The sequence below is a fragment of the Lacihabitans sp. CCS-44 genome (assembly GCF_024343735.1).
Taxonomy (GTDB): Bacteria; Bacteroidota; Bacteroidia; order Cytophagales; family Spirosomataceae; genus Leadbetterella.
In genome coordinates this window covers 33450-56606 of the sequence record NZ_RJUE01000058.1, presented here as the reverse complement: position 1 = coordinate 56606, position 23157 = coordinate 33450, and the positions used below count along the sequence as shown (strand labels likewise).

The 23157-nt window shown below is 35.6% G+C and carries 22 protein-coding genes and 1 tRNA gene; 18 read left to right on the top strand and 5 right to left on the bottom strand.

From position 1 onward, the window contains the following. Window position 1 precedes the first annotated feature (1 nt). The 3 genes from EGI26_RS12745 (at window position 2) to EGI26_RS12735 (ending at window position 2073) form a co-directional block, all read left to right on the top strand. Entirely contained in the window at window positions 2-760 is a 759-nt protein-coding gene (locus EGI26_RS12745) for an oxygenase MpaB family protein (protein WP_255078832.1), read from the top strand. 183 nt (window positions 761-943) lie between these two features. Beyond that, window positions 944-1423 carry an RNA polymerase sigma factor gene (locus tag EGI26_RS12740; RefSeq protein WP_255078831.1) on the top strand — a complete coding sequence of 160 codons (480 nt, stop codon included), beginning with the start codon at window positions 944-946 and terminating at the stop codon, window positions 1421-1423. A gap of 5 nt (window positions 1424-1428) precedes the next feature. Beyond that, complete coding sequence (locus tag EGI26_RS12735) at window positions 1429-2073, top strand: hypothetical protein (RefSeq protein WP_255078830.1); 645 nt, start codon at window positions 1429-1431, stop codon at window positions 2071-2073. Window positions 2074-2185: 112 nt separating this feature from the next. On the opposite strand, the gene recQ is transcribed toward EGI26_RS12735, so the two are convergent. Then, window positions 2186-4324 (bottom strand): DNA helicase RecQ, encoded by a 2139-nt coding sequence (gene recQ / locus EGI26_RS12730; protein ID WP_255078829.1) that lies wholly within the window; start codon window positions 4322-4324, stop codon window positions 2186-2188. 361 nt (window positions 4325-4685) lie between these two features. On the opposite strand from recQ, the gene EGI26_RS12725 reads away from it, so the two are divergent. The 10 genes from EGI26_RS12725 to EGI26_RS12680 all read left to right on the top strand — a co-directional run bounded on the left by EGI26_RS12725 (window position 4686) and on the right by EGI26_RS12680 (window position 15343). Continuing rightward, a complete protein-coding gene (locus EGI26_RS12725; RefSeq protein ID WP_255078828.1) occupies window positions 4686-7439 on the top strand; it encodes a TonB-dependent receptor in 2754 nt (917 codons plus the stop codon). Window positions 7440-7472: 33 nt separating this feature from the next. Continuing rightward, window positions 7473-8801: a T9SS C-terminal target domain-containing protein gene (locus EGI26_RS12720; RefSeq protein ID WP_255078825.1), complete on the top strand. Its 1329-nt coding sequence runs from the start codon at window positions 7473-7475 to the stop codon at window positions 8799-8801. Between the two features lie 408 nt (window positions 8802-9209). Continuing rightward, a tRNA-Arg gene (locus EGI26_RS12715) sits at window positions 9210-9281 on the top strand. A gap of 422 nt (window positions 9282-9703) precedes the next feature. After that, the gene (locus EGI26_RS12710) at window positions 9704-10141 is read left to right on the top strand and encodes a VOC family protein (protein ID WP_255078824.1); all 438 of its coding nucleotides are present in this window, start codon (window positions 9704-9706) and stop codon (window positions 10139-10141) included. A 438-nt stretch (window positions 10142-10579) separates the two neighbouring features. Continuing rightward, a complete protein-coding gene (locus tag EGI26_RS12705; RefSeq protein WP_255078823.1) occupies window positions 10580-11641 on the top strand; it encodes a hypothetical protein in 1062 nt (353 codons plus the stop codon). Window positions 11642-11814: 173 nt separating this feature from the next. Then, window positions 11815-12540 carry a hypothetical protein gene (locus EGI26_RS12700; RefSeq protein WP_255078821.1) on the top strand — a complete coding sequence of 242 codons (726 nt, stop codon included), beginning with the start codon at window positions 11815-11817 and terminating at the stop codon, window positions 12538-12540. A gap of 258 nt (window positions 12541-12798) precedes the next feature. After that, the gene (locus EGI26_RS12695; RefSeq protein WP_255078820.1) at window positions 12799-13773 is read left to right on the top strand and encodes a DUF6624 domain-containing protein; all 975 of its coding nucleotides are present in this window, start codon (window positions 12799-12801) and stop codon (window positions 13771-13773) included. A gap of 265 nt (window positions 13774-14038) precedes the next feature. Further along, window positions 14039-14428, top strand: coding sequence for an FKBP-type peptidyl-prolyl cis-trans isomerase (locus EGI26_RS12690; protein WP_255078818.1), 390 nt, complete (start codon window positions 14039-14041; stop codon window positions 14426-14428). Window positions 14429-14527: 99 nt separating this feature from the next. After that, window positions 14528-15082, top strand: coding sequence for a hypothetical protein (locus EGI26_RS12685; protein WP_255078817.1), 555 nt, complete (start codon window positions 14528-14530; stop codon window positions 15080-15082). 120 nt (window positions 15083-15202) lie between these two features. Continuing rightward, on the top strand, window positions 15203-15343 hold the full coding sequence (locus EGI26_RS12680) for a YdeI/OmpD-associated family protein (protein ID WP_255078816.1): 141 nt from the start codon (window positions 15203-15205) through the stop codon (window positions 15341-15343). A 59-nt stretch (window positions 15344-15402) separates the two neighbouring features. Here EGI26_RS12680 and EGI26_RS12675 read toward each other — a convergent pair whose 3' ends face one another. Further along, a complete protein-coding gene (locus EGI26_RS12675; protein WP_255078815.1) occupies window positions 15403-15981 on the bottom strand; it encodes a helix-turn-helix domain-containing protein in 579 nt (192 codons plus the stop codon). 346 nt (window positions 15982-16327) lie between these two features. Further along, window positions 16328-16630: a hypothetical protein gene (locus tag EGI26_RS12670; RefSeq protein ID WP_255078814.1), complete on the bottom strand. Its 303-nt coding sequence runs from the start codon at window positions 16628-16630 to the stop codon at window positions 16328-16330. Window positions 16631-17161: 531 nt separating this feature from the next. Here EGI26_RS12670 and EGI26_RS12665 point away from each other — a divergent pair. From EGI26_RS12665 to EGI26_RS12655, 3 genes are all read left to right on the top strand, one after another. Next, a complete protein-coding gene (locus EGI26_RS12665; RefSeq protein WP_255078813.1) occupies window positions 17162-17383 on the top strand; it encodes a hypothetical protein in 222 nt (73 codons plus the stop codon). A gap of 413 nt (window positions 17384-17796) precedes the next feature. Then, a complete protein-coding gene (locus EGI26_RS12660) occupies window positions 17797-18249 on the top strand; it encodes a hypothetical protein (RefSeq protein WP_255078812.1) in 453 nt (150 codons plus the stop codon). A gap of 105 nt (window positions 18250-18354) precedes the next feature. Then, on the top strand, window positions 18355-18681 hold the full coding sequence (locus EGI26_RS12655; RefSeq protein WP_255078811.1) for a hypothetical protein: 327 nt from the start codon (window positions 18355-18357) through the stop codon (window positions 18679-18681). Between the two features lie 2 nt (window positions 18682-18683). Here the strand turns inward: EGI26_RS12655 and EGI26_RS12650 are convergent, their stop codons facing one another. Both EGI26_RS12650 and EGI26_RS12645 read right to left on the bottom strand, forming a co-directional pair. Then, the gene (locus tag EGI26_RS12650) at window positions 18684-19337 is read right to left on the bottom strand and encodes an ABC transporter ATP-binding protein (RefSeq protein WP_255078810.1); all 654 of its coding nucleotides are present in this window, start codon (window positions 19335-19337) and stop codon (window positions 18684-18686) included. A 443-nt stretch (window positions 19338-19780) separates the two neighbouring features. After that, a complete protein-coding gene (locus tag EGI26_RS12645; RefSeq protein ID WP_255078809.1) occupies window positions 19781-20344 on the bottom strand; it encodes a hypothetical protein in 564 nt (187 codons plus the stop codon). A 314-nt stretch (window positions 20345-20658) separates the two neighbouring features. Here EGI26_RS12645 and EGI26_RS12640 point away from each other — a divergent pair, with 314 nt between their 5' ends. Both EGI26_RS12640 and EGI26_RS12635 read left to right on the top strand, forming a co-directional pair. Next, on the top strand, window positions 20659-21954 hold the full coding sequence (locus EGI26_RS12640) for an acetylxylan esterase (protein WP_255078808.1): 1296 nt from the start codon (window positions 20659-20661) through the stop codon (window positions 21952-21954). Window positions 21955-22456: 502 nt separating this feature from the next. Beyond that, window positions 22457-22963, top strand: a complete 507-nt coding sequence (locus EGI26_RS12635; RefSeq protein ID WP_255078807.1) for a hypothetical protein — start codon at window positions 22457-22459, stop codon at window positions 22961-22963. Window positions 22964-23157: the final 194 nt, after the last annotated feature.

Sequence of the window (23157 nt, the reverse complement as noted above, 5' to 3'; positions counted from 1 at the left end):
AATGGAAACTTTCGTAAAAACTGATTCTATAGTCCGGCAAATTTGGAGCGATGCTGATTGCATTCTATTTATTTTTGGTGCCAGTGCTGGCGAATTTGCCAAAAGCAAGTCCGTAGATTGGTTATTTTTTACCGGAAAGCTTCCAAACGATCCCATTGGTAGACTATTTTCTACAGTAGTTTATGCACAAAAAATCATTTTTGAAAAAAAAAGCAGTGCGGAAAAGACTTTGAAAAACATGAAAATTATCCACAAAAACGTAGAAAATGATAGGGGTTTTAGCATCCCAAACTGGGCGTATCAAGATGTACTTTTTATGCTGGTAGCCCACACGATATCTGCTTATGAATTGCTCCATCGAACGCTTTCGGATGACGAAAAAAACGAGATTTACGACGTTTTCAGCAGAGTAGGTTTACAAATGGGAATTGAAAACTTGCCTGAGAATTTTGTTGAGTGGCAAGTTCAAAGACAAGCACATCTTCACCAAAATTATGCCAATTCCAAGCTCACAATGGAGCTTTTTGATGCCTACAGAAAGCATTTGGGTAGTTTGAGGTTTTCAATTCTACTGGCTGTTCAAGATATGCTTTTGCCCAAAGAATTGAAAAAAGCAAATAATGAATATGAGATTCTTGATCTTTCCACACTCACCAAACTTTACAAACATACCAAAAACCTTTGGCCAGTTAGCCAACTGAAGTTTTATCTTCTTCCTATGCAATACCGAAAAATGCTTAGAGGTTTACACAGAAAATAAATACCCATTTACGCTGTACCTTAGCCCTGACTCCCTGCACAAGATTTCTGATGTTTTAAAATCTCAAAATAGCTTACATTTGAAAAGAAAAATATTGTGAGCTCAATGCTTCGGAGAAAATATATTTTCAAAAAAGTGTAAGTTTTAGTCCAAAAAATCTACTAATTGTAAAAAATGAATGGAATGGAAAAAGAATTTACTGGACTTATCGATCAACATAAAGGAATAATTTATAAAGTTTGCCACCTCTATTGTCATGAAAGCGAAGACAGAAAAGACCTTTTCCAAGAAATTGTGATACAACTTTGGAAAGCCTACCCCAATTTCAGAAATGAATCAAAGCTCTCTACTTGGATTTACAAAATAGCTCTGAACACCGCCCTCACGAGTTTAAGAAAAGAAGGCAAAAACAAACCGAACAAGTCGATTTCTGAGGCTGACTTTGAAATACCAGCTATGGAAAGCATTGAAAACGAACATGTAAATATTCTTTATCAAGCGATTCAGCAATTGACAGAAATCGAAAAAGCAATCATTATGTTGTATCTAGACGAAAAGAATTATGACGAAATAACGGACATCGTTGGCACTAGTAAAACCAATGTGGGGGTGAAACTCAATAGAATCAAACAGAAATTAGGTAAAATCATTAAAACCAATTGATAATCATGGAATTAGAAGAACTAAAAACAGCTTGGGGAATATATGACAAAAAAATAATGTCAGCTCAAACCATCACCCAAAAATTGATAGAAAGTATGATAAAGCAAAGGTCGGTTTCGAGAGTAGAGCGATTGAAAAAACAGTATTTTGGTTTCTTTGTATTGCTAATCATCGAGGCTGGAGTTATGTTGGGCATCCTTTTCGGCAATCCGTTTGATTTCAAATATCAGATTCAATTTCTTCCATTTCTACTGCTTTTGATGGGGATCATTGTGGCTTTCATTAATTTAACACAGTATTATAAAATAATAAATACCCCGCTCATTAATAAAAATATTGGCACATTTCTGAGAGGCCTTCTAGATTTTTATGACAAAAATAAAACCTACGAAAAATGGTTTGGTATCATTCTTTTTTCTATCGGCTTTTTGATTCCTCTATCTTTTTTACCTCCGAAAATAGAAAAACATGGCCTTCAAAAAGGTTTGCTAGACACCGCAATACCCATGGCAATTTCTTTGGCTTTGTACTTTTTAGCTTTCAAAATGGGAGCTTTCAAAAAACGCCACAAAGAAAATTTCAAGAGTGATTTGGAGGAATATAATGAACTAAAAGGGATGAGCAATGAGTTGAGCGAAAGTGGAACTTGAGACAACATTCATTAAAAAAAAAGACTATACTTCGCCAAATCATATAAAATCATACACAGCCTGGCGAATTATAGAAAATACAACTAACTTATATTGAATAGTTTAAATATTTTTAGCTCAAATTTAATAACCATAAAGCGAGCCTGATTTTTTCATAACCCATGTTGCCTTCAAAGTGTTCGAAGATAGTTTTTATGCCATCACCTTTTTTGAATCCAATTTCTTCAATGGCGTCTTTGATGGCGTTTAAATCCCAAGCATCAATCAATACCGATAAATCTATCTCATTACCATCTTCTTTCATTTTTATGAGATGAGAAATCACTGTAGATTGGGCAATGGCACGTTGCTGGGCGATTTCTTCTACCGAATAGCCATCTTGATACAATTGATAAGAAACTGCTTGGGTCAAGCCTTTGCCCATTCTTGCGGCTGATTCTTTGTTTTGGTTTACAAACTCAAATATTTCCTTGATAAATGCCTCACCGAAACGCTTGAATTTTTCTTGCCCCACTCCCGAAACTTCTAGAAATTGTGCTTTGGTAATCGGCTTTTTGGCCGCCATATCTACCAATGTGGCATCCGAAAAGACGATATATGCAGGCGAACCGATAGCATCTGCAATTTGCTTGCGGAGTGTTCTGAGTTTTTCAAATAACTCCCCCTTGATTTGTTCTGATTTACTTGCCGTACTTTTCAATTGTTCTGCCTCCGCGGCTTGCCTCTCAGACGGTGAAACGTATTCTGAAATCTCAACCTTTCTTTGACCTTTCAATATTTGACGGCTCACCTCATTCAACTTGAAAGTATGGCCTTCGTCGTAAGCAATATCAAAAGCACCATAGTTCAACAATTGCAAGATATAATCCACCCAAATTTCAGATTTGAGCTCTTTCCCCACGCCAAATGTAGGCAACTGATCATATCCTTTACCAATCACACTTTGATTTTTACTACCGCGAAGTATATCTACCAGCATCGTGAGAGCAATTTTCTCATTTGTTCTGAAAATGGCCGAAAGTGCTTTTTGAGCCAAAACCGTTGCATCAAATTTCTTCCGAGGATTTTTACAAACATCACAGTTTCCGCAGTCCTTTCCTATATCTTCGTTAAAATAACTAATCAAAATCCGCCTACGACAAATATTAGCTTCAGCATATTGTTTCATCCTATCCAATTTGGCCAACATCAGTTCTTTCTGGTTTTCAGGCAGTTCTGAACTTTTTATCATATCTGTCCGAGTGATAATATCTGCAAAACTGTAAAAAAGAGAAGTTTGAGCTGGCGTGCCATCACGGCCAGCTCGACCAATTTCTTGATAAAAACTCTCTACATTGCTGGGCATATTATAATGTATAACCCATCGTACATTTGATTTGTCGATACCCATACCAAAAGCTATAGTAGCCACAATGATGGGCGTTTCATCATTGATAAAATTCTCCTGAATCTTTGAGCGTTTGTCGGCGGCTATTCCGGCATGGTAAGCCTCTGCTTTAAATCCCAGTTTGTTTAAGCTTTCGGCAACAGTTTCGGTGGATCTACGACTCAGACAATAAATTATCCCAGACTGATTAGGTATTTTGTTTAGAAACGACTGAATTTGTTGCAAACGTTTTCTACCTGGTAATACTTCCAAACTTATATTTGGCCTATCAAAACTACTGATAAACGTGTGTTCTTCAGGAATTTGGAGCTGTTTACAAATATCTCTACGGGTAACTTTGTCGGCTGTGGCAGTCAGAGCTATGACAGGAATATCTGGAAACTGATCTTTTAAAATAGAAAGTTGGCGATACTCTGGACGGAAATCATGCCCCCAAGAAGATATACAATGTGATTCATCAATTGCAAAAAGAGAAATATTAAGATTCTTGAAATTCTCCACCATATTACCTGCAAAAAGCTTTTCCGGAGCAATATAAAGCAACTTTAATTCGCCCAATTTTGCTGCCCAAAAAACAGCATCTTGCTCATCATTCGAAATGCTCGAATTCAAGAATGAGGCCTTTATTCCATTACCCCTTAAAGCCTCCACTTGATCTTTCATCAGGGCAATTAATGGTGAAATAACCACAGTGAGGCCATCATTTATCAAAGCTGGAATCTGAAAACAAACAGACTTCCCTCCACCTGTTGGCATCAATACCAAGGCATCTTTTTTGTCTAACACATGGTCAATGATTTCGGCCTGAAGCGGCCTGAAGCTATCATATCCAAAATACTTTTTGAGGGCTGTGGTTTTAGTCATAATTAAAATCAGGTAAAAATTAAAGCTAGCAAATTAGGCTTATTTTTTTGTAAAATGAACCTGAGAAAGAAATTAGTACGTTTTGCTAAAAAAATTAGTGATTTAAGATAATTGACCACACTATGTATGTTTTTACTTCATTACAATTATGCTACAAATAGATTTCAACAACTAATCCTTCTGATAAATACAAAAAAAGAATGTGCCCAAAAAACAAATCAATCTATTAATTATCAATACCTTACAGAACTTCAATAATGCTAAATCCAAACTTAATATTGGCGTAACATTCTCTTAACATTGGGATTCTACTTTTGTGGCGTAATCATAATTACCAAGAAATTAGAAATTCAAAATACCAATGAGCAAATTTAAAATTACTACATTATTACTATTTGTTTCTGCCGCACTTTTTGCACAGTCAGGCATACTTAAAGGAAATGTAAAAGAGAAAACTACAAACGAAGGAGCCATAGGAGCTACAGTAAAAATCGCCAACACCACATTCGCAGCCATGACAGACATTGAAGGAAACTTTGTTTTCTCGAAATTAGCCGCAGGAAACTACAAAATCGTCATCACCAGTATCGGTTTTGCACCAAGAGAAATTGACAACGTAAGAATTGAATCAGACAAAACTACATTGATAAATGCGATTTTGGAAGACGACAGCAAAATGCTGGAAGGCGTTGTGATAAAAGCCCAAAGAATGACGGGCACTGAAGTTTCGGTGATTTCGGAAATCAAACAAATTCAAAATATTGCGGTTGGGGTTTCTTCTCAGCAAATCGTGAAAACACAAGACAGAGATGCCTCTCAAGTGGTTAGACGTGTACCTGGCGTATCTATTTTTGACGATAGATTCATCGTAATCAGAGGATTAAACGAGAGATACAACACAGTTCTTTTGAACGACATCATCACACCTTCTACTGAGGTTGACGTAAAATCTTTCTCTTTCGACTTGATTCCAAGTGCTGCTATCGACAGAATGATGGTTTATAAATCTCCTTCAGCTGAATTGCCAGGAGATATTGCGGGTGGAGCTATAAAAATTTATACCAAAACTGTTCCTGACGGAAACAACATCTCTGCTGGTTTCACCATTGGTTACCGTTCAAACGCCACAGGACAAACTACTACAGATTACACAGGAAGCAATCTTGATGCCCTTGGATTTGGTGCAGCTTACAGAAGTCTCCCTAGTGGATTCCCAAGCACCAAAAACGTTATAAACTTTGCGTCTAACGAGCAAATGATTCAAAACTTTAGAGACCTAAATCCATACTACAGTGCTTCAAGCAAAACCATCAATCCTGATTTCAGAGCAAATATCAATTTCAGTAGAAGATTTTTCTTTGGAAATAAAGAATTGACCAACATTTCGTACGTCAATTATTCGAACACAAACACCAACCAAAGCGTAGTTCAGAACAGATTTTTGTTTGACGGAAGCAAATCAAACGAGTTTTTTGACCAATCATACGCCAACAACGTAAGGTTAGGTGCGATGACCAACTGGGCCTTGATTTTGAGCCCAAAAAACAAAATAGAATTTAGAAATCTATTCAACCAAATGGCTTCTAAAGAGACGGTTACACGTACAGGTAATCTTTTGGAAAACAACTTGGAAATCTTCAACCAGTCGTTTAGATACGAACAAAAAAGTATTTTCTCAAGCCAATTGAATGGCACGCATGAACTTTCAGAAAAAGCAAAATTGAAGTGGATTGGAGCTTTGGGATACACCATTAGAAAAGAGCCTGATTTTAGAAGATTTACTTCGTCGAGAGAGATGGGATCTGCCAGCCCTTTCAAAATGAACTTACAGCAGTTTGAGTCTCCAACTTTACAACAAGCCGCTCGTTTTTACTCTAACATGGACGAGTATGTGATTACCGGTTCTGTAAACTATGACGTGGTTTTGGGTAAAAAGACTGACAACGAAGCCATGAACAAAGTTTTGAAAACAGGAGTTTATACCGAATACAAGGACAGATATTTCAAGGCACGTTGGTTTGGTGTGGTTAACCCTAACCGTGTAACGAATGAGTTGCTTTCACTTGAGCCAAATAGCTTCTTTGACAACGAAAACCTAAGATCTTCAAGAGTGTATTACTCAGAAGGAACTAACTTCGACGATAAATACACTGCTCAAAACTTCTTAACTGCTGGCTTCGCAAGTTTGTATTTACCTATCAATGAGAAATTTAACGCCACATTTGGTATCAGAGAGGAATACAACAAACAAATGCTACAAAGCCGCGAGCGTGGTGGTGGTGCTAAAGTTGACGTAGACAATCCGATCTTCAGTTTCTTGCCTTCGGTAAATGCTACTTATAATTTCAATGCCAAAAACGTATTGAGATTTGGATACGGAACAACAGTAAACCGTCCAGAATTTAGAGAGTTGGCACCATTTACTTACTATGACTTCGTGTTTGACGTAGCCCGTAGAGGAAACAAAGACATCAAAGTAGCTACTATCCAAAACTTCGACATCCGCTATGAATTTTACCCAAGTACAGGCGAGTTGATTACGATCGGAGCTTTTTATAAGAAATTCAAAAACCCAATAGAAGCAGCGGTATTTTATAACGGAAGTACAGTAGCCTTCACGGTGGCCAACTCTGAGTCGGCTTATTCTCAAGGTGTTGAGCTCGAAGTTCGTAAAAACATCACAAAAAATTTGATGGGAGTTTTCAATAGCTCTTTGATTTATTCAAATGTAACCGCGGGTGGACTTTCAGACTACAACAGATACTTACAAGGTCAGTCGCCTTACTTAATAAACGCTGGTTTATTCTACAGCGAGCCTAAAAGTGGTGTACAAGCAAACGTAATGTATAACGTAATAGGCCAAAGAATATATGTAATCGGCGACAACGTATTGAGCTCAAATGTATTTGAAATGCCTAGAAACGTAATAGACCTGAACGTTTCGAAATCATTCAAAAACATCGAGATCAAAGCTGGCGTGCAAGACCTTTTGAACCAATCGTTCAAACTAATTCAAGATACCAATAGAGATAATAAAATAACGAACGCAGACGGCATTTTCCAGCAGTACAAAAGAGGTTCTAACTACTTCTTGACACTAAATTATAAACTTTAATTATTTTATATTTTTTCAAAACCAAAGAAAATCATGAAGGTGAATTTTAAAACTTTATTACTCTCAGCAATGGTATTGGGCATATCAATAAGCTCATGCGAAAGAACTGACGACACTGACGACACAGAAGTGATTCCGGTTGGAGAAAACATTACCGTGAAAGGTTCACTTACCGCCAACACAATCTGGAATGCCAAAAACAAATACCTTATAGAAGGCTTTGTTTATGTAGAATCAGGTGCTACTTTGACTATCGAGCCAGGCACAATCATCAAAGGCGACAAAGCTACAAAAGCTACTTTGATAGTAAAACCAGGTGGCAAAATCATAGCAGAAGGAACTGCTGCTAAGCCGATTGTATTTACTTCAAACCAAGCCAAAGGTTCAAGAAACTATGGTGACTGGGGTGGAATTATCCTTCTTGGAAAAGACAAAGTGAACAAAACTCCAGCTACTATTGAAGGTGAAAATATCTCAACTTTCGGTGGAGATGCCTCTGCGGATAACTCTGGAATTTTGAAATATGTAAGAATAGAATTCGGAGGAATAGCCTTCGAAACAGATAAAGAAATCAACGGCCTTACAATGGGTGGCGTTGGTAGCGGAACTGTTATAGACTACGTACAAGTATCTATGAACGGAGACGACGGTTTTGAGTGGTTTGGTGGAAGCGTAAACGCAAAACACTTGATTTCATACAAAAACCTAGACGACGACTTTGATACAGACTGGGGATATTCAGGTAAAGTACAGTACGGTTTGAGCTTCAGAGACCCAAAAGTAGCTGACCAATGTTCATGCTCTGACTCAAACGGTTTCGAGTCTGACAACGACGCTTCAGGATCGGCAGCTACGCCACAAACCTCAGCTATGTTTGCCAACATGTCGATCATCATGGGCGAAGGTACGCCAGATGCAAAGTTCCGTTCGGGCTACAGAATCAGAAGAAACTCGGCCATTTCTATCTACAATTCATTGGTAGCGGGTGCGTTTCCAAAAGGTGGACTTGAGCTTGGCGATGCGGCTACTCAGAAAAACTTCGTAGATGGCAAAAACGAATTCAAAGGTTTGATTTTTGCCGGAATGGGCACAAAAGGATTGGTATTGGGCGATGCAACCAAATTGAACGACGCCGCAAGAAAGAATCAGTTTGGTTTGGAAACTTCCGCTTTGGGACTTCTAACTGGTTACAATTCATTGACAGGAAAACCAGCTTTGTTGCCAATTTCAGCTTCAATTTTATTGACCTCTGGCGTAACACTTCCAGCAGGATTTGAAGCCAACACCTACGTAGGAGCATTTGGAACAACAGACTGGACAGCAGGCTGGACCAACTTCGATCCTCAAAACGCAGATTATTGATTTATATTAGAATATCGGTTATTGGTTACTGGTTACTGACAATTGGTCACTGAGCACAATGAAATTCAGAATATAATCTGAACGAAATTGCGACCGAAGGTCTCGAAGTGCCGCTCAGTGTCCGCTATCAAAGAAGAAATAAAGACTTTGAATACAAGTTTCAAACTTGATTCATATTGGTAAATGCCGCAAAGACCCCAGTTCTGCTGGGGTTCTTTGTTTTTATAGACGAATACTTTTTATTTCTCTTAAATTTATCGAAATTTGCACTCCGAAAAACGAAAGAGGTATTTCTTTATTCCTTCATTGGTCCCATAGTTCAACGGATAGAAGCGACGGTCGCCCCCGAGAGTTTCCTAAACATTAGATGTGGGTTTTTAGATAGAATAATAGTTTGATAAAAATACTGGTCCCATAGTTCAACGGATAGAATAGATGTTTCCTAAACATTAGATATGGGTTCGATTCCCTTTGGGACCACAAGCCTTCAGATTTCTGGAGGCTTTTTTTGCAAAAAACAAAATATATAAACCGCCATCCAAAGAATATTCTCATCGAATGGACCAACTACAGCTTTCACCGACAGAAAAGCCATTCTAACTTCAATATTTGGGGGTGTTTTAAAACTTATTCAGCTTGAACACAAGGAGAGCCAAGGGACTAAATGAAGTATTCGCAGTACCATGAAGTTTTTTAGCAAACAAGAAATTAGTACTTTCTAAAAACAGCCTTCAAAAGAGTCCAAACTGGCATTCGTGGTTGTAATTGACAGCATTAATCACTAAAGAGATAGGGTCATCTAACACAATGACGCAAAGAACCTCTCTTTTGCCGCTTTTATGCCTTCTTTTTTTAGTAATTAAATGTTAGGTTTGTAATATAAACCATTTAAAACCAAAATTATGGCACTGATCAATCCTTACATTAATTTCAACGGTAATGCCGAAGAAGCATTCAATTTTTACAAATCGGCATTTGGAGGCGAATTCGCCAATGTTATGCGTTTCAAGGACATGGCAAGCCCTGATTTTCCTGTAGCCGAAACCGAAGCCAATAAAATTATGCACATTGCTTTACCTATTGGCCAAAACGTATTGATGGGTAATGATGTGCCTGAATTTATGGGAAAAACCAATGAAAACGAAAACAGGTCTAAAATATCAATAAGTGCAGAAAGCAAAGAGGAAGCAGACAAATTATTTAGTGGCCTATCAGAAGGTGGACAAATAGAAATGCCCATGGCAGACAGCCCATGGGGTTCATATTTTGGTATGTTTCGTGACAAGTATGGTATTGAATGGATGGTAGATTTTGACCCGAATTACAAAGGCAAAATTTAGCCAAAGAAAAATTCACCCATTCAAAAGACATACCCTTGAGTCCGTTCGGGGTGTCTTGTTAAATCCATTCAGAGTCTCCCGATAGGCTTAAGCTTACGGAGACTCTGCTAGAACAAAAAAAGAAAATTCACACCCACATAATCACAAAAGGCTTTGCAAAAAAACTAAGACTTTTGGATAAACTATTGCTGATACAAATAAGTTGGAAAAGAAGAATTTTAAGAATATATTTCGTGACTACAAAAATTACTAATCGAACCACAAAGATTCTCATGAAAATATTCACGAAACTACCCAACCCTCACAAACAATTCACTACAAGTATTTTATCTAAAAAATTAATTAAAATATAAAAAAGATATTTACGAAACTTCATGAATGAGTTTCGGTAATATACTTGTTGGCAGCAACTCTAAAAAACCACATCGAATTACCAAAATGGGAAAAACAAAACAAGATAGAATAAACACAGTTTATGGAGGAGGCGGACAGGTCGTAATTCTTGGTGCTGGTGCGAGTATTGCATCAACTCGAAGAAATTCAGAAATCGGTGGTAAACTACTTCCATCTATGGACAATTTTATTGAACTTCTCGGACTAAATGAAATAGTAGAATCTTTACCAAACCACATTCAAGCTAAAAATTTCGAAACATTATATAGCAACTTGCACAACGACAACCCAAATTCTGGTGAAATTTTAGAAATAGAGAAACGTGTATTTGACTATTTTAGTCAAATGGAATTACCAAATGAGCCAACAATTTATGACTATTTAGTTTTATCATTACGACCAAGAGATTTGATTGCCACTTTTAATTGGGATCCATTTTTATATCAAGCATATAATCGAAATTGCAAAATTGCAGATATGCCACATATATCTTTTCTTCATGGCAATGTGGCCATTGGATACAGTAGTGTAGATAAAAGATGTGGAGCGTCAGGAATGACTTCCAAAGAAACATTGAATTATTATCCACCTACTAAATTATTATACCCAGTTCACAAAAAAAATTACAACGATGATGAGTTCACTCAAACTGAATGGGAAAGGGTGAAATATTGGCTAAATCATGACAGTACAAAAATTGTAACAATATTTGGATATGGTGCTCCTGCAACGGATATTGAAGCAGTTAAGCTTCTTAATGAAGCTTGGGGTACCTCAAATCAGAGAGCAATGGAACAATTTGAAATAATTGATATTCGACCAGAACAAGAGGTACGAAAACAATGGGATAACTTTATACATTCGCATCATTACGATTATTCAACAGATTATTTCAATTCATCGTTAGCTCGTAATCCAAGAAGAACATTTGAAAGTTACCATCAACATATTTTACCAATGACACCTGACGAAATGTTTAGTGCCTCAAATCCCGTACCTTCAACTTTTAAGACAATGGATGAACTTTGGGACTGGCACAAAGACCTTGTCGATGCCGAAAATGAATGGAAACAGAAAAATCCAGACTTTGATGCAGATTTTAAATGAATATAAACTTGGCTGGCCTAAAAAAGAGCTGCTGCCAACATAGTATTTGCAATATGGCTGGCGGACGGAAGTAAATGAGCATTTGTAATACTATTGGTCATCAGTTAGGGCTGACAGTTTTTCAATGAAACATTTGAAATTTAACCTCAGCTTTTTGTAAATTTAATGAGCATTTGTTACAGGCTGACGAGTTCCAAAAACCAGCCACATCGCAAATACTTGTACGTCAAAATCAATCTAAAAAGAAACAAAAAGTGAGTAATAATACAATTGCCGAACTAACTTATACTGACCCTGAAATGTCAAACCGAACCAAAGATTTAATTCATAAAAATCTTAGCAGTATAGAATTAATAGAATTAGCGTTTTTACTTAGAGAATATATAGCTATTCCCATTTGTATTCCGTTTGCAATTAAGCAATTGCAAAAACAAGGCTTAAAATTGGCTTTGATGTTTAAAGATGATAATTCCGCCGCCCAAAGGGAATTAGTTCGGGAGCTTATTTTACTTAGCAGAGGATGTTGGGACGCCAATCCAATTTATTTTTATAGCTTTTACAATATTATAAAAGAACAAATAAGTTATTTGAATTTGCCAAAAGTTATAATTGAAGATTTTTTAGCTTATCAACCCTCCTCATTAGAATGGAATAGTGAAAAAATCAACAAATATTATTCTTATATGAACGATACTTATATTGGGGTAAAATGTGGTTACTCAATGATAGTTTCATTAAAACGAGCATTGCTGAACGGAAATGCAATAAGGTATAGTGATGGTAAAAATGAATTTGAAATTAACAATTTAGAAGATTTTAATACAATCATTTTAAATAATCTAAATTGTAGTGACGAACTTAAGGGCCTTTTAAATAAAGAAAAACCAATAATAGACTGATGTCAGCACGGTATTTACAAAATGGCTGACAGCCGGATGCAATTGAGCATTGGTCCATTCAGAGTCTCCCGATAGGGGACTCTGAAGTAAACTCAAATACCAAAGCCATTTCTATATGCCACCCAGTAGAGTCCCTTACGGAGACTCTGCCAGAACAAAAAAAAGATATAATCAACCCATAAAAAATACGTTTATTAGTGCAAAGTAGGTTCTCACAAACTTTACCTAACTAGATTTCAAACAACATTATTCATTATCATGAAAAAGACACTTTTTGCCACCTTATTAGGTTTAAACATAACAATAAGCTACGGACAAAATTTGCCTAAAGAGTATTTTATGCTTATCAAAAAAGCGGACTCCCTTTACAATGCCAGAGATTATAAAAATTCTGCATATAAATATTCAGAGGCATTTAGAACAAATAATTGGAAAGGATTGACAAATGATAGATATAAGGCCGCTTGTTCGTGGGCAATGATCTCTGTTGCCGATAGTGTATTTTTTCAACTGACCAAAATTGTAAGTGAGGAAAATTATGCCAATTATGGGCATATAATTACAGATCCAGACCTAAACTCATTACATAACGATAATCGATGGAAGCCTTTACTTGAAAAAATAAAGCAAAACAAAGACAAATCAGAAGCAAATTTGAATAGGCCCTTGGTTGCGATACTTGACAGTATTTATATTGAAGATCAAAAATCAAGGCAACAAATTGATGCAATCGGAAAAAAGTATGGTTGGGATTCAAAAGAAATGCAGGACCATTGGAAATTAATAAATGAAAAAGATTCTAAAAATTTAATAAAAGTCAAATCGATTCTTGATAAACATGGTTGGCTCGGACCCGATTCTGTAGGTAAACAAGGCAATTCAACGATTTTTCTGGTAATCCAACATGCTGACCTAGGCACCCAAGAAAAATATCTCCCAATGATGAGGGAAGCTGTAAAAAATGGAAAAGCACAAATAAGTAATTTGGCACTTCTTGAAGATAGAGTAGCACTAGGTCAGGGGAAACGTCAAATATATGGGAGTCAAATTGGGCAAAATCGCGAGACACAAACTTATTTTGTATTACCATTAGCAGACCCCGATAATGTTGACAAGAGAAGAGCCGAAGTCGGATTAGAGCCATTATCAGAATACCTAAATCGATGGCAAATGAAATGGAACCCCGTGCTATACAAAAAGGATCTTGAAAAAAATGAAGGAAAGATAAAGTGAAAATATATTTCGCTAATTAGCAACTTGTAAAGTCAAAATCTCCCTTTAAACTCAAGCATACAGTAACTCTACAATAAACAAGTCCTAATCCAACACTTACCTATCATTTACAATATTTTACATTTGATTTACTACATTCTCAAAGTCATACAATACTTTAGAGCAAGAAAATGCCTCCAGGACCTTGCAATGAAGTCCTTTGAGGCAATTCAAAAAAGAAAATTAAAAAAGAGAAATTCTTGGCATTGATTGGACATACAAAACCATGAAAAAAATAATTATTCTGTTATTGAGTCTATCTTCGTGTACAAGTGTGCCACGCTCATTACAAAAGGAGTTACAAATCTATACAATCGAAAAAGGAATTGGTGATAAGGTAAAAGCAACCGACCAAGTAGAAATTTTTGAAACTGTAACCTTAAAAAGCGGTAAGCCTGTCTATGAACATCAACCACCGAAGGCAGCTTTGAGGATAAATTTGGGCAAAAACCAGCTTATAAAAGGCCTTGAATATGGGCTCATAGGCAGAAAAGAAGGCGAAAAATTTAGTATGATAATACCTGTACACCTTAGCCAAAGGAAAGGTTATCCAGATGGAACACCAAGAGATTCTACTTTGTACTATACGGTTAAAGTTCATAAAATTATAAAATGAAGTAGCTAGTATTACTTATGAAAAGTTTGTGTGCATCTATTTAGGAAAAGACACTGTAAAAGAAGAAAAAAGATATCATTATTTAAACATTCAACAATTATGAAAAAGCTCATTTTCATCCCAATTTTAGCACTAGTAGTGGTAAGTGGACTGTTATTCGCAAATCGTAAGATTAAAAATGAAACTTCTAAAAAATCAATCTCAGAGCCTCCTGGCGTTTCACCCTCTGCAGCTGAAAGGAATGCATCCAGAAAAAAATGGGAAGCTACCCCAGACGGCATAATGTTCAAAAAATGGGAGGCCTCTCCTGCCGGCAAAAAAGTATATGCCAGCGAGGAAAAAATAAGAAAGTCTCTTCGCGAATTTACCAACATGGAGGCCGTTATTACTTCGCTTTCTCTTCCTGCGGGTTCTAGGGTAGGTTTCGGGGTAATGGTGAGAATCAGTAATGACGATTATATTCTTAGTTTTGGGATAGAAAACAAAGATGAATTTAAGCAATTGAAAAGCCTGAAAGTAGGCGATAAAATAATGATAAAAAGTCATAGCGTGTCGCACGCACCCAAGTATGAGTATCCCATAATAGCGGGTGACTATGTAGAACAAGACAGCAAAAAAATTTACAAACGTGCCCCTCGCAAAGGCGGTTGCTAAGGCATGAAATAAGGTTAACAGCCCTTATTCCTATTTTTATTGTAGATATATTTCTAAGAAATACTTCAAGCAAGATTTCAAACAACCGTAAGAAAATCAATCTCTTAGAATTTATTTCCGATGGCAGAGGTTTTTAGAAAGGACTATTTGATTTGGACAATGGATGCAAAAACCGAAGCTACAAGACAAAAAAGGATGGTGCAATCTTTGGAATGGATTGCCGAGGGAAAAGGCAGGTTTTGGCAGTACTCCAAAAAATAACAGGTCACATGCAGCTAAAAAAGGAAACTAAGTGGCACTTTATACTAGGAAAAAGATATTTACCTGCTAATTTTAGTATAAGCATTGTTTTTTAAGCTTTTCATTTTACATAGAATGAAAAGCAGGTTTGAAAGAATCATTCCTCCAATTAATAAAAACAGTAAAAACAAACCATTCGAATCATTATGACGAATGTTTATTTTTATAATGCCAGAATAAATGAGAATTAATAAGATAGAAAGGAAGCTCCAAAACATCTGAAGCAATATTAGTCTTTTACCTACTAGCCTTACCACCAAATTGTGCTTATTGAATGCGTAAAATAATAAGGCCACTAAAATATTAAGACCAGGTAAAAACATTCCTATTCCTACAGCAAGATAGAAAAGTTTAATTGACCTGACAGGTTTAACGCCTAATTTGGAATGGTTACTCTGATTTATAGCTGCCTGAATTTCTTGAAAGTCAATATCTAAGAACTTGGCCAAAATTTTAAGATCGGATTCGTCTGGAACCAACTCTTCAAATTCTATTTTCGAAATATCTTTAAGGGAAATACCAGTATTAAAAGCAAGAAATTCCTTTGAGTAATGCAACGATTCTCTCGAAATCTTAATTATTTTGCCAAAAGTCATCATGGTCATATTACAAAATGATCCTATCCAAATCTACAAAAAAAATGAAGACTTGTCAATAAGGCTGCAAAACTAAATGAACACAGCGTGCATTTTGAGAAGCAATGCAATTTTATTCTGCAAATGGCGAATAAGTAATAGATTTTCTTTAAATCATAATATTCTTTAAATAAACGAGTTACAACATTTCAATTTATTCAATTTATAATTTGAAATAGAAAATGGCTAATCTACCGTAAAATAAAAATCTTAATGGGAAGCCAAAAAGGTAATGTTATGTACACCTTTTTGTAAATGTATTGTGGATAAAAAAATCCAAACTATGTCCTTTTATGATTTCAACAGGGAATCAACCCAAGAATTTGCTTTTCTTAGAAAGAACAGGGCTGGAATAATTAAAAGTGCCGAACTCTATGTCTAATACGTTTCTTTTGATGGTCTTCACCGTCTTTATTCTTTTGGCCTTTTTGGGTGGCCTGTTTGAAAAACTCATGAAAGGTATTAGACTAAAAAAAATCAAAATTAAAAACCTTTGGTTTCTTGTTCTGAATAGGTTTTTGAAGATATAAATTACCTGTGCTTTAACTGCATCAAGTATAATTGAATTATTGATGGATAGTTGTTTGGCTCTGACTTCGTTACCTGACTTCATAATAATATTAAACAGATGTAAATTAAAAAAGTATAAATTGATTTAAATCAATTGCAAAGCTAAAACACAAAAGTTGATTTCTAAAATCTTACTATGACCTAAATTGATGTAAATCAATTAGTTACAAAATAGATAAGTATTTTCTTATCAATATATTAATTTAAAATTGATACCACAAAATAATTTTTATTTAAAGTTATATTTTTTTATTCAACGGTAACAAAATTAAAGTAGCAAATCCTTGTTTTTAGACAGACTTTATCGCTTTTATGTAAAAAGATACTTAATTGCCTGATTTTAAATATTCTGCAGATCGTTGAATAGGAGGAAATATTTAAAAATAGAAAATATAATTATTGGAAGATTAAGCATTTTGGGAAGGACGATTTTTCGGAAACTCTAAACCCATTTATCTTTTACGCTCATCAATATAACTATTTAGCATCGACTTACTGATGTAAAATCCTCCATGTATTTTGCTCAATTCTCGGTCTCAACCCAAATGTGGCCAACTCAATAACTCGAGCATTTATGCAAATTATAATCTTCTGTAGTAAATTCAGAAATTTATACTTCATAACCCAGCACTTATTAAGCCTGAGAACCCGATTAGGTGTTGTGGTAAAAGAGGCCCAAACATGTTTCGTCATGATTATGCCTTTTAAAGACTTACAAAATCCTGAATTTCCAATTCAGAAAAACAAGGCAAATAAAATAATGCATATTGCTCTGCCCATTGGTAAAACGTTTTAATGGGCTATGACATTCGCAAAATTCTAGAACCAACCAACGAAAATAGAAGTAAAATTTCAATTAGTACGGAAAGCAAAGAAGAAGCAGGCAAACTATTTAACAGCCTTTCAGTGGGCTGACAAGTTGAAATATCTATAACCGACAGGCCTTGGGCTTCCTATTTTGAAATGTTTAGAGACAAGTATAGGATTGATTGGATGGTGGATTTTGACCCAAAATATATAAGACAAATATAAATGGTGCCTGGTCTATTTCACCACAAGAATTCTTAACTGAGATTCCTCTGAAACGAAAATATAAAACTTGTCTCAATTTAGGCATCACCTGAATTTCTCTCCCAAAAAACTTAATATTGACTTAACAATAGTTTTTCATAATATTGCTTCTAAAATCGAAATTAAATTTACAAATATATGAAAGCAGAAAAACAAGCTCTCAAAAAACAAATTGAAGAAGCCATTAATGCAATAATTAAAGGAGACTCTAACAAAAAAATAGAGAAAGCTACTAAAAAATCAGCTGAAAAACTGGCTGAGATGATTATAGAGGACAGAAAAAAGACGAAAAAGAAAGCTGAAAAGGCAGCAAAAAAGGCGGAAAAAGAAGCCAAAAAAGCAGCAAAGAAACCTTCAAAAAAGGCAGTCAAAAAATCAAGCAAAAAAGTGGTAGCTTCAAAAAAAGAAGTAGTAGCTAAGGCTGAAACTGTTGCTCCGAAAGTAGAGATTCTGAAGAAAACTCCTGCCAAGGTTACACCAAAAGCAACGACTAAAACTGCTGCAAAACCAGCCGTAAAGCCAGTAGTTGTGAAAGCCGTTAAACCCGAAGTGATAAAAAAAGCACCGAAAATAGAGACTCCAGCTCAATAATATTGCATTAAACTTACTCAAAGCCGAGGACTAGCTCTTCGGCTTTTTTTGTTCCAAAATTTTTCCTGCATTTTGCATTACCTTTGTGGGTAAATATTTGCAAAAATGAGCATCACTACCGACGAAAGGATAACACACCTAGAAGACTTCAAAACCAAAGATTGGCTTATTCTTGACGAATGGGAAGACCGTGATTTAAAATGGCCAGGCGTCGATGTGGTGGAACAAATGAGGCTAGAAATTCAGGATTTTACCAATTTCTTGATTATTCACCTCAAAAAGCAAGGCATCGATTTACAAGCCGAAACACAGAAATACTATACAGATTGGGACACCGAATATTTTGAAAATGAAGAAGTTGAATTCATTGTAGAAATATCCCAAATAGCTATGAAAATAGCTGGAATTAATGTGGATGAAATAATCATTTAACTTTACAAAATATACATAAAATCACGCAACTGCTGCATGACATCATCAGACTTTAAAAGGTTTGTTTTGCCTGACTTTAATAGATAAATCTTATCTGAAACATCAATTACATGGCGGTATTGATGGTCTGAAATTATGATTCCCTTTTCGCTTTTATACACAGCTAAAGACTTTTTCAATTCCTCAATCTGTATCGGTGTTAAATACGTAAAAGGCTCATCCAGAATAACAAATGGACTAGGTGAGTTCAAAAAAACATATATTTCTGCTAATCTCCTTTGCCCACCTGACAACTCCCCAAACTTGGTTTCCATTCCAATACCCTGATTTTCTAAATAATGCATAGTTTTTTTTGCATCAGCTTCGTAGAATTTAATGGCCATCTTCAATTTCATATTTTCCGGAAAAATATAAGTTTGAGGAAGATATTTCAAAAGCTTGCTCTTGAACAAAGAAGGATAATATTTCTTATCTACTCTAACAGAAGCATATTGAGAACCAATAGAACCAATAATAATCTTAAAAAGGCAGGACTTTCCTGAGCCGTTTCTACCCAAAAAACTTGATAATTGCCCCACCTCAAAAGCAGCATAAACATCACTTAAAACCACATTTTCCCCAAAACGAAGATTTACGCTGTCAACTTCTAATTTCATCTTAAAATATTATAAATAACCACGGAAAAAGGAAAAATAAGCACATCAACTACAAATGTAAAAATCCACAAGGTCAGTTTATCTAAACCCAGATTGTTGTAAAAAAGAAAGAAGTTTTTACTTTTTTGAAAACTAAAAAGTAGAAAAATAAGGCCGTTAATGGCCAATTTTGAAAACAAAATAGCAGGGAAATAAAAGCGAAAAATAACATGAGAATCGAAGCTGATAAAACTCCAAAATAGCAATGAAACAAAGATGGTAAACATCCAAATGTTCCTACTGAAATGGAATAAAATTTGTAATTTAAGAAGGAGTGAATTCAAACTTAGGGTCTTTTAATCCCCCAAGTTGTTTAATTATGTTTTAAGAATAAAATTAAAAGCTGATATTTAACTTTATTTAACTGTTCAAAACCAGACACTTACGAATTTTACCAACCTGAATCATTTAACCCTCAAATACTTAGACTTACTTTTGAACTCCAACAAATCCACCGAAAGGTCAGCCATAACATCATCTACGGTCTTGCCCATGGATTGAAAATAACTCCATTGTGCCTCTACCAACTTTTTGATCATCTCTAAATATAATTCACGGTCAACTACCATCTCAAAGGCATCATTATTATTAAATGACACTTTGTATTTTATGACCGTTAGATCTGAGGCAAATTCAGAAGACTTAAACTCCAAAAAACCTGACTTGAATTGATAAGTGCCTTTATTATTCAAGTAGAAAGCATCCAAATCTACCATATCGATATCTGTACTTCTATCGTCAATTTTGATTTCATAGGTTCCGTCTTTCGCAAAACTCATCACCAAGTTTTTTGATGCCAACTCAGAGTTAGCCAATTCTGGTTCCTTTTCACGAATATGTAGCAAAGCCTCAGACGAAATCAATTTCCAGTCGCCCAATATTTGTTGGTCAGGGCTAAGTTCTGCTTGCTCACAAGCGGAAAAAACTAAGGCTGTAAAAAGTATAAGGAGTGGTTTAACAAATTTCATTTAGTATGGTTATTAGAACACCAAAAGTAACCATCCATTTATAGGCATAGCCCAACAAATGAATGCTTGAGGTATTGTAGTTTATTTTCCTGTTCAAATTTAAGTTTTCAAAACAACAAAAAAAATCTGATAATCTCCTCAAAAAAAGCCAACTATTTTCTGATTAAAGGGGATTTAATACAATTTTAAAGCCTGACTATTAGTTTATTACTGTTTTTTAAAGTTTGTCTTTTCAAAAATATATGAAAAGCTTTATTTGGCACTTTCAAAAAAAATACATAAATAGTGGTATTCAACCATAAAAATACCTCAAAATGTTAAGAAAGATTATCCTTGGCTTAGTTTCGGTTTTTGTTGCACTTAATCTAACTTTTGCTCAACCCACCGAAAAATTCATCAAAGTTATTGTAGCTGCCGACCATACTGACTGGACCTATAAAGTTGGTGAAAAAGCAAAGTTTACTGTTTCGGTTTTACAAAACGGCAATCCCATAAAAAATGCCAAAATTCGCTACGAAATCGGACCAGAAAAAATGGAACCCACTAAAAAAGAAACCATTACGCTGAGCACTGGAACACAAACTTTAGAAGCTGGCACCATGACTGCTGCCGGTTTTCTCCGTTGTGTAGCCATAGCCGAAATCGACGGAAAAGAATACAGAAATCTAGCCACAGCAGGTTTTAGTCCTTTAGAAATTCAGCCAACTGTAGCCAATCCAGCCGATTTTGATACGTTTTGGAGCGAGGCCAAAACGGAATTAGCCAAAATCCCTCTTGATTCCAAAATGACCTTATTGCCAGAGCGTTGCACCGAAAAAGTAAATGTGTATCAGGTTAATATTCAAAACTTTGCAGTAGGTACGAGATTGTACGGAATCCTTTGTGTACCCAAAAAAGAAGGAAAATACCCCGCACTGCTCCAAGTACCTGGAGCTGGGGTAAGGCCTTATGCAGGTGACATTGCCAATGCCGAAAAGGGTATCATCACGCTGCAAATCGGTATTCATGGCATACCCGTAAACCTAGACCCGCAAGTTTATGCAGATTTAGGCAGAGGGATTCTGAATGGCTATCCCAATTATAACCTCGACGACAAAAACCGTTTTTTCTATAAAAGAGTGTACATGGGTTGTGTAAGAGCCAATGATTTCTTGGTGAGTTTGCCTCAATTCGATGGCAAAAACCTGGCCGTAACGGGCGGCAGCCAAGGAGGTGCATTGTCTATTGTCACTGCAGCATTAGACAGTCGCGTGAAGTGGCTCGGAGCATTTTACCCAGCCATTTCTGATGTCACTGGCTATCTAAACGGCAGAGCAGGAGGTTGGCCGCACTATTTCGACAAAAATAGCCGAGCCATTAACGAAAAAAAGGAGAAAATAGAAACAGTTGCTTATTACGATGTTGTAAATTTTGCCCGAAGACTCACGCAACCCGGCATATACTCATGGGGCTATAACGACGAAACCTGCCCTCCTACCTCCATGTATGCCTCCTATAATGTCATCAAAGCCCCAAAAGAACTTTTTCTAGCCCTAGAAACTGGTCACTGGACTTATCCAGAGCAACAGGAAAAAGTAACTAATTGGTTAGTTGGGAAGCTGAAGGAGTAGACTTATATGGGCATGCCCCCAGCTGAGCCAAGCCACTAGCCAAAAGCATCCCAACAACAGCTGGGGTCGGGTCATCATTATTCGCTTTTTTGTGCACCGCCTATCGGCAGACCCACAAAAGGAGCTCAAACAGGCCGTTCTGTTCATAATGTCGGGTGGTGGTGAAATAAGATTTCAGGTCTGATTATTGTTATAAAAAAATTGAAAAGCAAATTTTAAAGCATTTTGCATAAATAATATTCACAAAAGAGATGGTTCATAAATCAGCAGCCTATTTGATAAATTTAATACTAATATCATTGCTTTTGTATACAACAAAAGTAAATGACAACGATAAATCACCAATAATATTCATGTTGGGCTATGGATTACTTTTTATTATTAATGCCTTAGTTTTTTTGTTTTTATTTCTCTTCAAATCTCAAAATAAAAAAATCTATTCTACAATTTTAATGGGCATGATTTTGTTATTAATTCCATTAATATTAATTCTCTCCGAATTATGAAAATTGCAATTGCAGAAATTTTGTTAAGCATATTTTTATTTACTTTTATTGGTATAGGTTATGATAGAGAATTTGGCGAACCTACATTTTTCATTAAATACAAGCCTAATTTCAAATTAATATATTCAAGTCAAATTGGAGAATCAGACTTAACACTTGATGATTTGTCAAAGGAGAATAGACAAAAGGAACAGACGTATGTTAACTTTTATGAAAATTCTCCAATTAGTGATGAATTTCAAAATGCTATCATTTTAATAATTCCACTCCTATTTTCCCTATTTTCTTCTGGTTTAATTTCATTGTTATTTCAGAAAAAGTCAACATTTAAATCAATAGGTATTTGCTTTTTTCTCAATTTAATTATTTTCTATATTTTGGGTATTTTCTATTGGAATTCTGGTTGGAATTTTTCTCATATGCTGCTTGTGCTGGGACTAATAAGTTATTTCATTTCCTATTTCATTTTGAAGAAACCTACCAAATTAGATAGAGTAAATTAAGATTCTAAAATATTTAATTAAACCCAGTTGAGCCAAACCGCCAACCAAAGGCATCCACACAGCAGCTTGGGTCGGGCATTCATGAAGAAATGACTATATTCGTTTAATTCTTATCCAGAAAACTGGACATGTATACTTTTCTGCAAATTCTTCCCCCAACTAAAAGAAGAAACCTCTCTCCCACCCATTTCCTC

Excerpts from the sequence above, each read along its gene's own strand:
- recQ (WP_255078829.1), bottom strand. The coding sequence starts at position 4,324 with ATGACTAAAACCACAGCCCTCAAAAAGTATTTTGGATATGATAGCTTC.
- EGI26_RS12680 (WP_255078816.1), top strand. The coding sequence starts at position 15,203 with ATGGCAGAGGTTTTTAGAAAGGACTATTTGATTTGGACAATGGATGCA.
- EGI26_RS12735 (WP_255078830.1), top strand. The coding sequence starts at position 1,429 with ATGGAATTAGAAGAACTAAAAACAGCTTGGGGAATATATGACAAAAAA.
- EGI26_RS12640 (WP_255078808.1), top strand. The coding sequence starts at position 20,659 with ATGTTAAGAAAGATTATCCTTGGCTTAGTTTCGGTTTTTGTTGCACTT.
- EGI26_RS12635 (WP_255078807.1), top strand. The coding sequence starts at position 22,457 with ATGAAAATTGCAATTGCAGAAATTTTGTTAAGCATATTTTTATTTACT.
- EGI26_RS12675 (WP_255078815.1), bottom strand. The coding sequence starts at position 15,981 with ATGATGACTTTTGGCAAAATAATTAAGATTTCGAGAGAATCGTTGCAT.
- EGI26_RS12650 (WP_255078810.1), bottom strand. The coding sequence starts at position 19,337 with ATGAAATTAGAAGTTGACAGCGTAAATCTTCGTTTTGGGGAAAATGTG.
- EGI26_RS12710 (WP_255078824.1), top strand. The coding sequence starts at position 9,704 with ATGGCACTGATCAATCCTTACATTAATTTCAACGGTAATGCCGAAGAA.
- EGI26_RS12740 (WP_255078831.1), top strand. The coding sequence starts at position 944 with ATGGAAAAAGAATTTACTGGACTTATCGATCAACATAAAGGAATAATT.
- EGI26_RS12655 (WP_255078811.1), top strand. The coding sequence starts at position 18,355 with ATGAGCATCACTACCGACGAAAGGATAACACACCTAGAAGACTTCAAA.
- EGI26_RS12690 (WP_255078818.1), top strand. The coding sequence starts at position 14,039 with ATGAAAAAAATAATTATTCTGTTATTGAGTCTATCTTCGTGTACAAGT.
- EGI26_RS12670 (WP_255078814.1), bottom strand. The coding sequence starts at position 16,630 with ATGAAGTCAGGTAACGAAGTCAGAGCCAAACAACTATCCATCAATAAT.
- EGI26_RS12645 (WP_255078809.1), bottom strand. The coding sequence starts at position 20,344 with ATGAAATTTGTTAAACCACTCCTTATACTTTTTACAGCCTTAGTTTTT.
- EGI26_RS12720 (WP_255078825.1), top strand. The coding sequence starts at position 7,473 with ATGAAGGTGAATTTTAAAACTTTATTACTCTCAGCAATGGTATTGGGC.
- EGI26_RS12705 (WP_255078823.1), top strand. The coding sequence starts at position 10,580 with ATGGGAAAAACAAAACAAGATAGAATAAACACAGTTTATGGAGGAGGC.
- EGI26_RS12685 (WP_255078817.1), top strand. The coding sequence starts at position 14,528 with ATGAAAAAGCTCATTTTCATCCCAATTTTAGCACTAGTAGTGGTAAGT.
- EGI26_RS12745 (WP_255078832.1), top strand. The coding sequence starts at position 2 with ATGGAAACTTTCGTAAAAACTGATTCTATAGTCCGGCAAATTTGGAGC.
- EGI26_RS12660 (WP_255078812.1), top strand. The coding sequence starts at position 17,797 with ATGAAAGCAGAAAAACAAGCTCTCAAAAAACAAATTGAAGAAGCCATT.
- EGI26_RS12665 (WP_255078813.1), top strand. The coding sequence starts at position 17,162 with ATGCAAATTATAATCTTCTGTAGTAAATTCAGAAATTTATACTTCATA.
- EGI26_RS12695 (WP_255078820.1), top strand. The coding sequence starts at position 12,799 with ATGAAAAAGACACTTTTTGCCACCTTATTAGGTTTAAACATAACAATA.
- EGI26_RS12725 (WP_255078828.1), top strand. The coding sequence starts at position 4,686 with ATGAGCAAATTTAAAATTACTACATTATTACTATTTGTTTCTGCCGCA.